13 protein-coding genes are annotated in these 14,474 nt (G+C 72.1%); 9 read left to right on the plus strand and 4 right to left on the minus strand.

Annotated features, from left to right (window positions below):
* Positions 1 to 2: 2 nt before the first annotated feature.
* Positions 3 to 2,171 (minus strand): methylmalonyl-CoA mutase, encoded by a 2,169-nt coding sequence (gene scpA / locus ACLJQE_RS12980; RefSeq protein ID WP_410639438.1) that lies wholly within the window; start codon positions 2,169 to 2,171, stop codon positions 3 to 5.
* Entirely contained in the window at positions 2,168 to 4,012 is a 1,845-nt protein-coding gene (locus tag ACLJQE_RS12985) for a methylmalonyl-CoA mutase family protein (protein ID WP_410639439.1), read from the minus strand. Before ACLJQE_RS12985 ends, scpA begins: the two co-directional genes overlap by 4 nt.
* A 186-nt stretch (positions 4,013 to 4,198) precedes the next feature.
* Between ACLJQE_RS12985 and ACLJQE_RS12990 the strand changes: the two genes are divergently transcribed.
* Positions 4,199 to 5,881, plus strand: coding sequence for a serine/threonine-protein kinase (locus tag ACLJQE_RS12990; protein ID WP_410639787.1), 1,683 nt, complete (start codon positions 4,199 to 4,201; stop codon positions 5,879 to 5,881).
* Here the strand turns inward: ACLJQE_RS12990 and ACLJQE_RS12995 are convergent.
* Complete coding sequence (locus tag ACLJQE_RS12995; protein WP_410639440.1) at positions 5,878 to 6,504, minus strand: MerR family transcriptional regulator; 627 nt, start codon at positions 6,502 to 6,504, stop codon at positions 5,878 to 5,880. The two genes, ACLJQE_RS12990 and ACLJQE_RS12995, sit on opposite strands and share 4 nt — an antisense overlap.
* A 113-nt stretch (positions 6,505 to 6,617) precedes the next feature.
* Here ACLJQE_RS12995 and ACLJQE_RS13000 point away from each other — a divergent pair, with 113 nt between their 5' ends.
* Genes ACLJQE_RS13000 through ACLJQE_RS13010 form a run of 3 tightly spaced genes read left to right on the plus strand, consistent with a single transcriptional unit; the run spans position 6,618 to position 8,751 of the window.
* The gene (locus ACLJQE_RS13000) at positions 6,618 to 7,559 is read left to right on the plus strand and encodes a hypothetical protein (protein WP_410639441.1); all 942 of its coding nucleotides are present in this window, start codon (positions 6,618 to 6,620) and stop codon (positions 7,557 to 7,559) included.
* Positions 7,556 to 7,975: an ABA4-like family protein gene (locus ACLJQE_RS13005; RefSeq protein WP_410639442.1), complete on the plus strand. Its 420-nt coding sequence runs from the start codon at positions 7,556 to 7,558 to the stop codon at positions 7,973 to 7,975. Before ACLJQE_RS13000 ends, ACLJQE_RS13005 begins: the two co-directional genes overlap by 4 nt.
* Positions 7,972 to 8,751, plus strand: coding sequence for a purine-nucleoside phosphorylase (locus ACLJQE_RS13010; protein ID WP_410639443.1), 780 nt, complete (start codon positions 7,972 to 7,974; stop codon positions 8,749 to 8,751). Before ACLJQE_RS13005 ends, ACLJQE_RS13010 begins: the two co-directional genes overlap by 4 nt.
* A 92-nt stretch (positions 8,752 to 8,843) precedes the next feature.
* On the opposite strand, the gene ACLJQE_RS13015 is transcribed toward ACLJQE_RS13010, so the two are convergent.
* On the minus strand, positions 8,844 to 10,007 hold the full coding sequence (locus ACLJQE_RS13015; RefSeq protein WP_410639444.1) for a glycosyltransferase: 1,164 nt from the start codon (positions 10,005 to 10,007) through the stop codon (positions 8,844 to 8,846).
* 30 nt (positions 10,008 to 10,037) lie between these two features.
* Here ACLJQE_RS13015 and ACLJQE_RS13020 point away from each other — a divergent pair, with 30 nt between their 5' ends.
* The 5 genes from ACLJQE_RS13020 to ACLJQE_RS13040 all read left to right on the plus strand — a co-directional run bounded on the left by ACLJQE_RS13020 (position 10,038) and on the right by ACLJQE_RS13040 (position 14,474).
* The gene (locus ACLJQE_RS13020) at positions 10,038 to 11,669 is read left to right on the plus strand and encodes a phospho-sugar mutase (protein WP_410639445.1); all 1,632 of its coding nucleotides are present in this window, start codon (positions 10,038 to 10,040) and stop codon (positions 11,667 to 11,669) included.
* Entirely contained in the window at positions 11,669 to 12,121 is a 453-nt protein-coding gene (locus ACLJQE_RS13025; RefSeq protein WP_410639446.1) for a flavodoxin family protein, read from the plus strand. The genes ACLJQE_RS13020 and ACLJQE_RS13025 overlap by 1 nt, the downstream gene beginning before the upstream one ends.
* Positions 12,122 to 12,430: 309 nt before the next feature.
* Positions 12,431 to 12,835, plus strand: coding sequence for an XRE family transcriptional regulator (locus tag ACLJQE_RS13030; protein WP_410639447.1), 405 nt, complete (start codon positions 12,431 to 12,433; stop codon positions 12,833 to 12,835).
* Positions 12,832 to 13,353, plus strand: a complete 522-nt coding sequence (locus tag ACLJQE_RS13035; protein WP_410639448.1) for a hypothetical protein — start codon at positions 12,832 to 12,834, stop codon at positions 13,351 to 13,353. The genes ACLJQE_RS13030 and ACLJQE_RS13035 overlap by 4 nt, the downstream gene beginning before the upstream one ends.
* Positions 13,350 to 14,474, plus strand: a complete 1,125-nt coding sequence (locus ACLJQE_RS13040; RefSeq protein WP_410639449.1) for an MAB_1171c family putative transporter — start codon at positions 13,350 to 13,352, stop codon at positions 14,472 to 14,474. Before ACLJQE_RS13035 ends, ACLJQE_RS13040 begins: the two co-directional genes overlap by 4 nt.

The raw sequence follows: 14,474 nt of genomic DNA on the forward strand, positions 1-14,474 counted from the left end.
GGTCAGGACTCCTGCGCCGACAGCTGGCCGAGCAGGTCGATGGCGGCGTCCGCGAGCACCGTGCCGGGGCCGAAGATCGCGGCGGCGCCGGCCTCGCGCAACGCCGGGTAGTCCTGCGGCGGGATGACGCCGCCGACGACGACCATGATGTCCTCGCGGCCCAGCTCGGCGAGCTCGTGGCGCAGCGCCGGCACCAGCGACAGGTGCCCGGCGGCCAGCGACGAGACGCCGACGACGTGCACGTCCGCCTCGATCGCCTGCCGCGCCACCTCGGCCGGGGTGGAGAACAGCGGGCCGACGTCGACGTCGAAGCCGAGGTCGGCGAAGCCGGTGGCGATCACCTTCTGGCCGCGGTCGTGGCCGTCCTGGCCCATCTTCGCGACGAGGATCCGCGGGCGGCGGCCCTCCTCCGCGGCGAACTCGTCGACCAGCTGACGGGCCTTTTCGACGTTCTGCGTCTTCCCCACCTCCTCGCGGTACACCCCCGAGATGGTCCGGATCTGGCCGGAGTGGCGGCCCCAGATCTTCTCCAGCGCGTCGGAGATCTCGCCGACCGTGGCCTTCGCGCGGGCCGCGTCGATGGCCAGTTCCAGCAGGTTGCCGCCGTTCCCCGCGCCCTCGGTGAGCCGCCGCAGCGCGTCTTCGGTCGCCGCGGAGTCACGCTCGGAGCGCAGCCGCCGCAGCTTCTCCAGCTGCTGGGCGCGGACACCGGCGTTGTCGACCTTGAGGACGTCGATCTCTTCGTCCGCGGTGACCTGGTACTTGTTCACGCCGATGACCGGCTGCCGCCCCGAGTCGATGCGGGCCTGCGTACGGGCCGCGGCTTCCTCGATGCGCAGCTTCGGGATGCCCGCGTCGATCGCCTTGGCCATGCCGCCGGCCTGCTCGACCTCGCTGATGTGGCCCCACGCCTTGCGCGCGAGGTCGTAGGTCAGCTTCTCGACGAAGGCGCTGCCACCCCACGGGTCGATCACGCGCGTGGTGCCGGACTCCTGCTGCAGCAGGAGCTGGGTGTTGCGGGCGATCCGCGCGGAGAAGTCGGTCGGCAGCGCGAGGGCCTCGTCGAGGGCGTTCGTGTGCAGCGACTGCGTGTGCCCCTGGGTCGCGGCCATCGCCTCGACGCAGGTCCGGACGACGTTGTTGTAGACGTCCTGCGCGGTCAGCGACCAGCCCGACGTCTGGGAGTGCGTCCGCAGCGACAGCGACTTCGGAGACGCCGGGTCGAAGCCCTTCACCAGCTTCGCCCACAGCAGGCGCGCGGCCCGCAGCTTCGCGACCTCCATGAAGAAGTTCATGCCGATCGCCCAGAAGAACGACAGCCGCGGCGCGAACTTGTCGACGCCCAGCCCGGCGTCGACGCCCGCGCGGAGGTACTCGACGCCGTCGGCGAGGGTGTAGGCGAGCTCGAGGTCGGCGGTCGCGCCGGCTTCCTGCATGTGGTAGCCGGAGATGGAGATCGAGTTGTACTTCGGCATGTGCTGCGAAGTGAACGAGAAGATGTCGGAGATGATCCGCATCGACGGCTGCGGCGGGTAGATGTAGGTGTTGCGGACCATGAACTCCTTGAGGATGTCGTTCTGGATGGTCCCCGCGAGCTGCTCGGGTTTGACGCCCTGCTCCTCGGCCGCGACGACGTACAGCGCGAGCACCGGCAGCACCGCGCCGTTCATCGTCATGGACACCGACATCTTGTCCAGGGGGATGCCGTCGAAGAGCTGGCGCATGTCGTAGATGGAGTCGATCGCGACGCCCGCCATGCCGACGTCGCCGGAGACGCGCGGGTGGTCGGAGTCGTAGCCGCGGTGGGTGGCCAGGTCGAAGGCGACCGAAAGCCCTTTCTGGCCGGCGGCGAGGTTGCGCCGGTAGAAGGCGTTGGACTCCTCGGCGGTGGAGAACCCGGCGTACTGGCGGATGGTCCACGGCTGGTTGACGTACATCGTCGGGTACGGGCCGCGCAGGAAGGGCGCGATGCCGGGGTACGTGCCGAGGAAGTCCACGTCGGACAGGTCGGTGGCGGTGTAGACGGGTTTGACGCCGATGCCCTCGGGCGTTTCCCAGGCCAGGGCGTCGGGGCCCTTGCCGGTGGCGCTCTCCACCGCGCGTGCCCACGTGTCGCGGTCACCCGGCGACGGCGTGCCGAGGTCGAGACCGGCGAAGTTCGGGATGGTCATCGCGCTACTCCCAGCTTGGCGTGCAGGCCGTCGAGGACTTCCAGGGCGTCGCAGCCGGCGAAGACGTTCCCGTCCACGCCGTCGTAGGCGCCCTTCCCCGCCAGCAGGACGTACTCGGCGCCGAGGGCCGCGGCGACGTCGGCCGCCTGGGCCGCGTAGGCGTCGTCGGTGCCGCAGAGGCAGGCGATGCGAGCGCCGGACGCGCGGAACGCGCCGGGCAGGTCGTCGGTCGCACCCGGGTTGACGGCTTCGATCCCGCCCGCCTGGAACAGGTTGGCGGCGAACCCGGCCCGCGCGGTGTGCGCGGCGACGGGGCCGAGCGTCGCGAGGAAGATCTTCGGCCGCTCGCCGTGCGAAGCGAGGTACGCGTCCGAAGCGTCCCGCAGGGCTTCGAAGCCTTCGGCGTACCGGTGCCGCGGCAGGCCGCCGTCCACCGTGGCCTCGACGGGCTCCCGGACCACCGGCTTCTCGGCCAGGTTCGGGTACTCGCTGACGCCGGTGAGCGGGTCGCGGCGGGTGGCGATCCGCTTCGAGCGCTTCTCCCACGTCGAAGCCAGCCGCCCGGCGAGCGCGCCGGACGCGAGCTCGGCGACCAGGCCGCCCGCGCCTTCGATGGCGGTGAACTCGGCCCAGGCCGCGTGCGCGAGGTCGTCGGTGAGCTTCTCGACGTACCAGGAGCCGCCCGCCGGGTCGGCCACGCCGGCCAGCTTCGACTCCTCCAGGAGCACGGCGTGGGTGTTGCGGGCGATCCGCGCGGAAAAGGCAGAGGTGTTCTCGGGACGGCCGATCGCCGCGTCGAACGGCAGCACGGTGACCGCGTCCGCGCCGCCGACGCCCGCGCCGAAGCAGGCGACGGTCGTGCGCAGCATGTTCACCCAGGGATCGCGCCTGGTCAGCATGGCCGGCGACGTCACGGCGTGCTGGCGCATGGGCGAGGTGAAGCCGCAGACCTCGGCGACGCGGGCCCACAGGCGACGCGCCGCGCGCAGCTTCGCGATGGTGGAGAACTGGTCGGCGGTCGCGGCGAGCCGGAACTCCAGCTGCCCGGCGGCGGCTTCGACGGCCAGCCCCGCGTCGGTCAGCGCGCGCAGGTAGGTGACGCCGGCGGCGACCAGTGCCCCCAGCTCCTGCGCGTCCGAGCCGCCCGCTTCGTGGAACGGGAGGCCGTCGGCGACGATCGTCCGCACGTTCGGGTACTTCCCGGCGACACGCGCCGCGAGCGCGGCCGCCGGTTCCAGCGCCACGGCGGAACCGGACCGGGCCGCCAGCCCGATCGGGTCGGCGCCCAGCACGGCGGCGGCTTCGCTCGCCGGGATCTCCCGCTCGGTGAACAGCGCCAGCAACTCGGAAGCGGCGGCCTCGTACTGCGCACCCGCGTCCAGGACCACGGGCGCGAGGTCGAGGTAGACCTCGTTCAGCGCGTCGGCCAGCGCCGGCGGCGGCACCGAGAGCCAGACCGACGTCACGCCGCCTTCGAGGTCGGCGAGGATGGCCTTGTTGACCGCCCGGCCGTCTTCGCCGGCGAACCGGGCGCGGACGTCCCAGCCGGTGCCGACCTGGCCGTCCGGCCGCGAGCCGCGCACGTACGGCGGCAGGCCCGGGAAGCCGATGTCGCCGGGGACGTCCTCGGCCGTGTACAGCGGCTGGATCTCGATCCCGTCGTAGGTCCGCGTGACGAGCTTGCTCTCCGGGGCGCCCGCGAAGTCCTCCGGCAGCTTCCCGCTCTTGCGCAGCACGCCCGCGACCAGCTCTTGCCACTGCGCACGCGTCGCCTGGGGAAACTCCGCCGCGAGGTCGAGCTCGGAGATCGGCACCGACTCCGGACCGGCCACATCAGTCATAACCTGTGATGGTAGAGGCACTCGCCGCGTTCGACCTGTGAGTCTGGTCGCGCCAGGGGGACGGCACGGGCAGGTTAGGGGCCGGGGGCGGGGGTACGCCACAATTGGCGGGTGCCCCCCTCCAGCGAAGAGACACGAGTGGTCGCCGGTCGCTACCGGCTGCGTTCGGTGCTCGGCTCCGGATCGATGGGCACCGTCTGGTCGGCCTACGACGAGTTCCTGCACCGGCAGGTGGCCGTCAAGGAGATGAAGGTGCCGCCGGGCATCCCGGCGTCGCAGGCGGACGAGCTGCGGGAGCGCACGCTGCGCGAGGCACGCGCGATCGCCGTGCTCTCCCACCCCAACGTGATCATCCTGCACGACGTCGCCCGCGAGGACGACCAGCCGTTCGTGGTGATGGAGCTGCTGCCCTCGCGCAGCCTGGCGCACATCCTGCGCGACCACGGGCCGCTGACCGTCGGGCAGGCCGCCGCGGTCGGCATCGCCGTGGCGTCCGCGCTGGAGGCCGCGCACGCGGCCGGGATCACCCACCGTGACGTCAAGCCGGGCAACGTCCTGGTGGCCAGCGACGGCCGGATCAAGCTGACCGACTTCGGCATCGCCCGCAACGTCTCCGAGGCGACCATGACCCGCACCGGGATCATGCTCGGCTCGCCCGCCTACATCGCGCCGGAAGTGGCCTCCGGCGGCGCCGTCACGCCGGCCGCGGACTTGTGGGGCCTCGGCGCGACGCTGTTCGCCGCGGTCGAGGGCGCGCCGCCGTACGACGCCGACGGCGATCCGCTGGAGACGGTCGGCAAGGTCGTCAACGGGAAGGTGCCGCAGCCGAAGGCCGGCCCGCTGGCCGACGTCATCGGCGCGCTGATGAAGAAGGAGCCCGCCCAGCGGATCACGCTGCGCGAGGTCCGGCACCGGCTGTACCCGCTGCAGACGAAGACGCCGCTCGACCTGTTCGGGCCCGAGCTGTTCCACACCCCGGACGGCAAGAAGACGTCCGCGCAGCCGGACGCGACCGACACCCAGGTGATCAAGACCGTCCTGCCCGAGAAGGCGCAGGGCAAGGCGGAGAAGAAGGCCGAAGCGTCGAGCAGCGAGCTGGCCGCCGATCCGGGCCCGCTGCCGTTCCTGCGCCCGCCCGCCCCGGCGCCGGCCTCGGGTCCGCCGACGGTGTTCGTCGCGCCGCCGCGGCCGGCGCGACGCAGCTCCACGGCCACTGCCGTGCTCATCGCGGTGGCGATCCTGCTCTTCCTCCTCGCCGCGGGCGGCGGGTTCGCGCTGGCCAGGACGGTCGGCGGCCAGTCGCTGCTGCCGCCGGACGCCGCCCCGCGCGGCACGTCGAACGGCCCGACCGACGTCCCGCCGCCGTCGCTGGTGCAGCAGTCCGGCGACGCGAGCTACGTGACCGGCAACGGCGGGCAGTTCGGCCTCCAGGTGCCCGAGGGCTGGCAGAAGTTCGTCGCCCCGCACACGACGACGAAGTTCGGGGCCAGCACGGCCGTCCAGTACGTCTCGCCCGACGGCCGCCGGTCGCTGCGGGTCGAACGGCTGGCGGCGTACTTCGCCAAGTTCCCCAGCGACGACGAGTACATCGGCTGGCTGAAGGGCTCCTACCCGGGCAACGCGTTCTTCCTGTTCCCGCCGTCGCCCTTGCCGGGGGGCAAGGGCACGACGCTGACCTACCGCCTCGCCGAGGGCGGCACCCTGCCGGAAAGCGACGGGGGTGGCGGCACCCGCGTGACCTTCATGAACCTGACCCAGGCGGGCACCAGCCTGTGGATCCTGTCGGTCACCGTGCCCGCCGAGCAGGAGAACTCGGGCCGCCAGGACGTCTTCGACCGGGTCGCCCCGACGCTGAGCGTCTCGGACTAACCGCCGAGCACCGTGCGGGAGACCTGCTCCTGCGCGAGGTGGCGCAGGCCGGCGAAGATCCGGTCGCCGAGCACGGTGGCGACCACCCCGGTCTCGATGATCTTGTCCAGCGAGGTCAGCCCGGCCACCACCTCGACGTCGAGTTCGGCGATGCGCATCGCCAGGCCGGCGTACTCCTCCAGCCGTTCGGTCAGTGTCTCCTGCCCCAGCTCCTTGGCCGTCGCCAGCGCCGCGACGAGGTTCGCCATCGTGCGGTGTTCCGGCGGGTGCGCCTTCCAGCCGTGGCGCCGCACGAGGTCCGCCAGCCGCCCGGACGCCCATTCGGCGGCCTCGCCGGACACCTTCGGCGGGGGCCCGGCCAGTTCCTGCTGGACGACGCCCATCGTCCGGTGCGGCGTCTCGTCGCCGTCGATCGCGCCCAGCACGACGCCGACCGAGGCCAGCGGCAGCCCGCCGACTTCGGTGAGCGCCTTGATCAGCCGCAGCCGCTGCACGTGCGCGGCGGAGTACCGCGCCTGGTTCGGGCTGGTGCGCTCGCCGGGCGGGAGCAGGCCCTCGCGCAGGTAGTACTTGACGGTCGCGACCGGCACCCCGGACTCGGCGCTCAGTTCGGCCATCCGCATGCGTTTCCGCTCCGATCCCGGGTCCGTCTCGGGGGACAACCCTGAAGATTTCTCAGCATGGATAGTTTAACTTCCCATAACGGAGAGCTTGACTATCCGTTCTGGGAGGAACCATGACCATCCTTGCCGATCTCCGGAGCAGAACGAACAGGTGGCACCGGCCGTCCACGCTCGCGGCCGCTGTCTACGGGGTGCTGGCGGTGCTGTGCGTCGCGGCCCTGCTGCTCGACCAGCGGACCCTGGCGGGCGCGCCGATCTGGGCGAAGCCGTTCAAGTTCGCCGTCTCCGGAGCGCTGTACTTCGCCACCTGGAGCTGGCTCGTCTCGCTGCTGCCGAAGTTCCACCGCACGGCGAACCGGCTCACGAACCTGCTGATCGTGATCTTCGCCGCCGAGTACGTCCTCCTGGTCTTCCAGGCCGTGCGCGGCCGCGTGAGCCACTTCAACGTCTCGACCCCGCAGGACGCCGCGATCTTCGGCACCATGGCCGTGCTGATCGCCGTGCTCTGGGGCGCCACCCTGGTGCTCACGGTGCTGGTGCTGTTCACGAAGGTGCCCGACCGCGCGTCGTTCTGGGCGGTGCGCACCGGGGCGGCGTTGTCGCTGGTGGGGATCACGCTCGGCCAGCTGATGACGAGCCCGACCGCGCAGCAGCTCGCGCAGTGGCGGATCGGCGAACCGCAGGACATGGTCGGCGGGCACACCGTCGGGCTCGAAGACGGCGGCCCCGGCCTGCCGATCCTCGGCTGGAGCACGGTCGGCGGCGACCTGCGGATCCCGCACTTCGTCGGGATGCACGCACTGCAGTTCCTGCCGCTGCTCGCCATCGCGCTGGCGGCGCTGGCCTCGCGGTTCCCGCGGCTGCGTGACGACGTCGTGCGCGCTCGGCTCGTCCTGGTCGGCGCGGCCGGGTACGCGGGCCTGATCGCGCTGGTCACGTGGCAGGCGCTGCGGGCGCAGTCGATCGTGCACCCGGACGCGGCGACGCTCTGGGCGTTCGCGCTGCTGGCCGCGGTGACCGGGCTGGGTTCGTGGGCCGCGGTGCGCGTCCGATGAGCCTCTTCGACCTGGCCTTCCCGCTGGCGGTGCCGTTCTGGGCGCTGCTGATCCTGGCCCCGAACTGGCACCGGACGGCGCGGATCATGGCGTCGCCGTGGGTGCCGCTGCTGCCGCTGGTGTGCTACTTCGGGCTGGTGCTGCCGCACTTCGCCGAGTGGGGGCAGGCGATGCTCCGGCCCGACCTCGGCGTCCTGCAGACACTGCTGGCCACGCCGTGGGGTGCCGGGCTCGTCTGGGCGCACCTCATCGCGTTCGACCTGTTCATCGCGCGGTGGATGTACTTCGAAGGGCGCTCGCTGGAGATCTCGCCGTGGATCGTGAGCCCGATCCTGCTGGTGACGATCTTCCTTTCGCCGTTCGGGCTGGTGGTGTTCCTGGTGGTGCGGAGCGTCCGGATACGCTCCCTCGCATGAGTGAACACGAAGCCGCGGCCGCCATCGCCAAGCGCACCGGCGTGGACGCGCACGACATCGCGGTGGTCCTGGGTTCGGGCTGGCGCCCGGCGGCGGACGTCATCGGGGAGTGCGAAACGGAGATCCCGTTCGCCGAACTGCCCGGCTTCACCACGCCCGGCGCGGTGGGCCACGGCGGCACCATCCGCTCGCTGAAGGTCGGGGACAAGAACGTACTGGTGATGCTGGGCCGGACGCACTTCTACGAGGGCAAGGGCGTCGACCGAGTGGTGCACAACGTGCGCACCGCGGCGGCGGCCGGCGTCCGGTCGGTGCTGCTGACGAACGCCGCGGGCGGCCTGCGCGAGGGCTTCCACGTGGGTCAGCCGGTGCTGATTTCGGACCACCTGAACCTGACCGCGCGCTCGCCGATCGTCGGCGCGAACTTCGTCGACCTGACGGACCTGTACTCGGCGCGGCTGCGGGACATCGCCCGCGAAATCGACCCGTCGCTCGAAGAAGGCGTCTACGCGGGCCTGACCGGGCCGCACTTCGAGACGCCGGCGGAAATCCACATGCTGCGCACGCTGGGCGCGGACCTGGTCGGCATGTCGACGGTGCTGGAGGCGATCGCCGCCCGCGCGGCCGGCGTCGAGGTCTTCGGCCTGTCCCTGGTGACGAACCTCGCCGCGGGCATGACCGGCGAACCGCTGAACCACGAAGAAGTCCTGGAAGCCGGCCGAGCGGCGGCCATCCAGATGGGCACCCTCCTCCGGGAGCTCGTCACCCGCGCCTGACCCCGAGCGCCCCAATGTGGCCTTCGGTGCGTTGAACGCACCGAAGGCCACCTTGGGTGCGTTGAACGCAACCAAGGCCACATTGGGGCGCTTCAGGCCAGCGCTGGGAGTTCGGCGGCGACGTCGGCCGGGGACGGCATGGCCGCGACTTCGGCGGCCAAGGTGCGAGCCGCGTCGCGGACCGAGGTGTCCGTGAGCAGGTGACGGGCCTTGGTGGCGACGGCCTCGGCCGTGACCTCGGTGCCGAGCAGGCGGTCGCCGACGCCGGCCGCGAACACCGCCTCCGCGTTGGTGAACTGGTCCGCGCCCTGGGGCAGCAGGAGCTGGGGCAGGGCCGCGGCGAACGCGCCGAGCGTCGTGCCGCTGCCGCCGTGGTGGACCACCAGGTCGACGTGCGGGAGCAGCGCCGCCTGCGGGACCCACGCCTCGAGCCGGACGTTCGCCGGGACCTCGCCCAGCGCGTTCTCGGGCAGCGACGGGCCGGTGGCGACCAGGACGTCGACGTCCAAACCGGACAGACCGGTGATCGCCTCGGTGAGCACACCCGCGTGCCCCATCGCCGTGCCCAGCGTCAGGTAGACCAGCGGACGCCGCTTGCCGAGCACGCCCGGCGGCAGCTCGCCCGGCTCGCTCCAGCCGACCGGGCGCAGCGGCACCCGGCGGGTGCGGGCCAGGAAACCCGGGTCCTGCACCGACTCCGGGCAGATGTCGACGAACGGGCCGCCGAAGGTCAGGTCGTCGTCGACCTCGAGGCCCAGCGAAGCGCCGTGCTCGCGGACCGCGTCCCGGATCTGGCCGGTCATCGGGTCGTCGGTCGAAACGCGGCCGAAACCGTGGGCCACCACCGGGAGCCCGGCCTTCATGGCGGCGAACGCGCCGCCCGAATTGCCCGCCTCACTCACCACCAGGTCGGGGCGGACGTGCTCGAACAGCGGCAGCAGGTCGGCGACGAACCGCTTCGGCATCACCTCGCCGAACACCTTCGCGACGACCGGGAAGAGCACCTCCCGCGGGATTTCCCCCGGCGGGCCGGGCGGGCCCGCCTCGCCGAACACCTCGCCGAACGCCTGTCCGAACGCGTCCTTGATGGCGAGCCCGGCGGCCGCCGTTTCGAGCCCGGCTTTCGTCAGCTGCGGCAGGAAGTCTTCCGAGGTGGCGAAGACGACGTCGTGGCCCGCCTCGCGCGCGGCGACCGCCAGCGGGACGAGCGGGAAGGTGTGGCCGAAGGACCCCAGTGAAGTGAAGAGTAAGCGCACCTACCCGACCATAGCCCGTAGGCTGGCGCGGTGACATCGGATTCCACCCTGCATGACGCCGCTTCCCGCTGGATCGCCGCCGATCCGGACCCCGCCACCCGCGCCGAACTCGAGGCCGTGCTGGCCCGCGCGGACAGCGACCTCCAGGCCGCCGAAGACCTGGCCGACCGGCTGGCCGGGCCGCTCGAATTCGGCACCGCCGGCCTGCGCGGCCCGGTGCGTGCCGGGCCGAACGGGATGAACGTCGCCGTCGTCACCCGCACGACGGCCGGGGTCGCGGAGTGGCTGAAGGCGCACGGGCACGCCGGTGCGCTGGTCGTCGTCGGCCGCGACGCGCGCCACGGGTCGGAAGCCTTCGCGACGGCCGCCGCCGAGGTGCTGACCGCGGCCGGCTTCGACGTCAAGGTCTTCCCCCGCCCGTTGCCGACGCCGGTGCTCGCGTTCGCCGTCGGCCGGCTCGGCGCGGTGGCCGGGATCCAGATCACCGCGTCGCACAACCCCCCGGCGGACAACGGGTACAAGCTCTACGACGCCACCGGCGGCCAGATCGTCCCGCCGTCCGACGGCGAGATCGAGCGCGCCATCGAGGCCGCGCCGTCCGCCGCCGACGTGCCGCGGGCGCCCGGTGCCGAGGTCGTCGACCTGCTCGACCGGTACCTCGACGAGGTGGCGACGCTGCCGTTGGGCCACGAGCGCGCGGTGCGGGTGGCCGCGACGGCGTTGCACGGCGTCGGCGCCGGCACGCTGCAGGCGGCGTTCGAGCGGGCCGGCTTCACCGACCTGCACCTGGTCGGCGCCCAGGCCGCGCCGGACCCGGACTTCCCGACCGTGTCGTTCCCGAACCCCGAAGAGCCGGGCGCGACGGACCTGCTGCTGGCGCTGGCGTCCGATGTGGACGCCGACCTGGCCGTCGCGCTCGACCCGGACGCCGACCGGTGCGCGCTCGGCGTGCGCGAGCGGGACGGGCGGTGGCGCATGCTGCGCGGCGACGAAACCGGCGTGCTGCTCGGCTCGCACGTTTTATCCACAGTGGACCGCACGGTGCTGCCGGACCCGCTGGTGGCCACCACGATCGTGTCGTCGTCGATGCTCGGCGAAATCGCGAAGGCCGAAGGAGCCCGGTACGCCGAGACGTTGACCGGCTTCAAGTGGCTGGTCCGAGCCGGCGAAGAATTGGTGTTCGCCTACGAAGAGGCGCTCGGGCTGTGCGTGAACCCGGGCTTCGTGCGCGATAAGGACGGCATCGCCGCCGCGACGCTCGCCGCGGGGCTCGCCGCGCAGCTGAAGGCGCAGGGCCGCACGCCGCTGGACGTGCTCGACGAACTGGCGCAGCGCCACGGCGTCCACCTGACCGACCAGGTTTCGCTGCGGGTCACCGATCTCGCCGTCCGCGGGCAGCTGATGGCGAAGGTGCGGGCGACCCCGCCGCCGCGGCTCGGCGGCGTCGAGGTCGGTCTCGAAGACCTGCTGCCCGGCGCCGATGTCGTGCGGCTGACCGGCGACGGCGTCCGCGTGGTCGTGCGGCCGTCCGGGACCGAGCCGAAGCTGAAGGCGTACCTGCAGGTGGTGGCCCCGGTGACGGACGCACTGGCCGACGCGCGCGAGGCGGCGCAGGAGCGGCTGACCGCGTTGCGGGCGGACGTCGAGGAGCTGCTCGCCTGATGCCGAGGCTGCTGATCGTGCACCACACGCCGTCGCCGTCGACGCAGGCGCTGTTCGAGGCGGTCGTGGCCGGGGCAACGCACCCGGACGTCGCAGGGGTGGAGGTGGTCCGCCGCGCGGCGCTGGCGGCCACCGCCCCCGACGTCCTGGAGGCGGACGGCTACCTGCTGGGCACGCCGGCGAACCTGGGCAGCATGAGCGGCGCGCTGAAGCACTTTTTCGACACGATCTACTACCCGTGCCTGGACGAGACGCGAGGCCGCCCGTTCGGGTACTGGATTCACGGCAATAGCGACACTTCGGGCACGGAACGGCAACTGCTGGCCATCACGACGGGTCTGGCGTGGGCCAAAGCGGCGGAATCCGTCATCTCCACGGGTGAACCGGGCAAAAGCACCCTCGACGCGTGCACCGAACTGGGCGGCACGCTGGCCGCCACGCTGCTGGATTGACCGGACAGGCCGGAAAAAGTAAGGGGCCTGTCACCGGAAGCCCTGGGGGTCGACCTCCGGCAACAGGCCGTGGCCAAGGGTTCGCCCGAGGGCGATCAACCTTGACGTATGAAGCGTACTACAGACGGCCGATCATGACGAGTCGAGGGCGCGACAACCTCTCGCCTGAGCCGTTCCGTGCACCCCCAGGGCACGGAGGGTCAGGCGAGAGGCGAGCCAACTGTAAACCACTGCATACAGCAACTGTCAACATGTGCGTACAGTGGTTTTCCGGCTAGAATTCCCGCGGCTGGATTCCAGGGGGTGGAGATGGCACGGGAACGCACCTTTGCCGAGCGGCTGGGCGCCCTGATCGAGGCCGCCCGGGCGGACGGCCGCGCACCGCACAGCTACCGGGAGATCTCGGCCGCCGTCGAGCGGGCGGGCGGCCCGGCGATGTCACCCGCCTACCTGCAGCAGCTCGCGACGGGCAAGCGGGTCAACCCGAAGATCCACTACGTCGAGGCGCTGGCGAGGCTGTTCGGCGTACCGGTGACGTACTTCTTCGACGAAGAGGTGGCCACGCCGCCCGCGGGTGAGGCCCAGCTGATGGCGATGCGCGCCCAGGAGCTGTCCCCGCAGGGCCGGCGCCAGGTGATGGACCTGCTGGAGCTCGTCGAGCGCTACGAGCGGGCCGAACGCGAGGGCCGGGGCCCGGGAAGCACCCTGCAATGAAGGAGCGCGAGCTGCGCCGCCGCTGCCGGAAGCTGCTCAAGGACCTCGACATCGAGCCACCGCTGGACGTCGAGGTGCTGTGCGCGCGGCTGGGCGAGCGGCGCGGGAAGCCGATCCGGCTGCTGGCGTACCCGCTCGAAGTGCCGGGGCCGTTCGGCTGCTGGATCGCGACGTCGTCCGCGGACTACATCTTCTACCAGGCCGAAACGACGAAAACGCACCAGGACCACATCATCCTGCACGAGCTCGGGCACATGCTGGCCGACCACCACCCGCACGGCGACGCCGCACCGGCGGACTTCCTGCGCGGCCCGGCTCCCGATCTCGACCCGGATGCCGTGCACCGCGCGCTGCGCCGCTCGTCCTACGATGACGCGCACGAGTGGGAAGCCGAAACGGTCGCGACGATCATCCTCGAATGGGCGTCGGTCCTGAACTACACGATCCCCCGGCGCGCCGCTGACCGGGATCTCCGCCGGATCCAGGGTGCGCTCGGCGATCATCAAGGGTGGTTGTGAACACACTTCTCAGCCCGGTGAACCTGATCGCGCTGGTGCTGTTCGCCGCCGCGCTCGCGTGGCGGATCTACCAGGTGACGCGCGCGCCGACCGTGCCGAACTGGGCCGTCACCGCGTGCGTGGCCGGGTTCGCGGCGGCGTTCCTGCTGCAGCAGCCGGTGCTCGCCGACGAAGTCGACGCGCTGCTGGGCCGGGGTGCGGCGCGGGTGGTGAACAACGCGCTGCTGGCGTGCGCGCTCTGCGCGCTGGTGATCTTCTTCCTCGGCTCGACGCTCGGCCCCCGCCGGTACCGCCGGGTGGTGGTCGAGCTGATCCCGCTGGCGGCGGCGATCGTCCTGATGGTCGTCGCGATGAGCTCGACCCGGCCGGAGCTGCGCGGGCTGCCGCTGGGGCCCTCGACCATCCACGACAGCGGGATCGCGGTCTTCTACCTCGGCGCCGGGCTGTACCTGATCTACGGCCTCATCGCCTGCACGGCCTGGATCGTGCGGTACCTGCGGGTGGCCGACCGGAACCTGCGGATCGGCCTGCGGCTGGGCGCGCTCGGGATGGCCAGCGCGGCCGTCGGCAGCATCTGCCGCGCGCTGTACATCGCGGTGGCGTGGGTGTTCGGGCCCGTCGTGAAGATCCTGCTGCTGCTCGGCGTGCCGTTCGTGATCGTCGGCGGGATGCTCTTCCTCGCCGGCGTCACCTACCCGGGGGTGCGGGCCCGGGTCTCGGCGTTGCGCCGCCGACGCCAGCACCGGCGCGAGCACGAGGCACTGGGTCCCTTGTGGACGGTCCTGGTCGAGGCGTTCCCCAGCATCGTGCTGCGGACCCCGCCGCGTCGCGGCGACCGGCTGTCCCCCCGCGGCACCCACCGCGTGCGCTACCGCCGGGTGATCGAGATCCGGGACGGTCTGGTGCAGCTGTCGCCGTACCTGGACGCGGACTTCGGCGAGGTCGTCGCCGAAGATCCCGGCGCCGCGGCGGCCGCGCTGAAGGCGGCGCTGCGGCGGCACTCGGAGGGCGAGGCCAGCGACGGCCGCGCCAAGCAGGTCCTGCCCGCCGGGGCGGACGACATCGAATCCGACGTCCGGCCGCTGCTCGCGCTGTCGGCCGCGATGGCGGACGGGAAGTGA

This window comes from Amycolatopsis sp. lyj-346 (assembly GCF_046548975.1).
Taxonomy (GTDB): Bacteria; Actinomycetota; Actinomycetes; order Mycobacteriales; family Pseudonocardiaceae; genus Amycolatopsis.

Coding starts and splice junctions, on each gene's coding strand:
- scpA (WP_410639438.1), bottom strand. CDS start 2,171: ATGACCATCCCGAACTTCGCCGGTCTCGACCTCGGCACGCCGTCGCCG.
- ACLJQE_RS12985 (WP_410639439.1), bottom strand. CDS start 4,012: ATGACTGATGTGGCCGGTCCGGAGTCGGTGCCGATCTCCGAGCTCGAC.
- ACLJQE_RS12990 (WP_410639787.1), top strand. CDS start 4,199: ATGGGCACCGTCTGGTCGGCCTACGACGAGTTCCTGCACCGGCAGGTG.
- ACLJQE_RS12995 (WP_410639440.1), bottom strand. CDS start 6,504: ATGCGGATGGCCGAACTGAGCGCCGAGTCCGGGGTGCCGGTCGCGACC.
- ACLJQE_RS13000 (WP_410639441.1), top strand. CDS start 6,618: ATGACCATCCTTGCCGATCTCCGGAGCAGAACGAACAGGTGGCACCGG.
- ACLJQE_RS13005 (WP_410639442.1), top strand. CDS start 7,556: ATGAGCCTCTTCGACCTGGCCTTCCCGCTGGCGGTGCCGTTCTGGGCG.
- ACLJQE_RS13010 (WP_410639443.1), top strand. CDS start 7,972: ATGAGTGAACACGAAGCCGCGGCCGCCATCGCCAAGCGCACCGGCGTG.
- ACLJQE_RS13025 (WP_410639446.1), top strand. CDS start 11,669: ATGCCGAGGCTGCTGATCGTGCACCACACGCCGTCGCCGTCGACGCAG.
- ACLJQE_RS13030 (WP_410639447.1), top strand. CDS start 12,431: ATGGCACGGGAACGCACCTTTGCCGAGCGGCTGGGCGCCCTGATCGAG.
- ACLJQE_RS13035 (WP_410639448.1), top strand. CDS start 12,832: ATGAAGGAGCGCGAGCTGCGCCGCCGCTGCCGGAAGCTGCTCAAGGAC.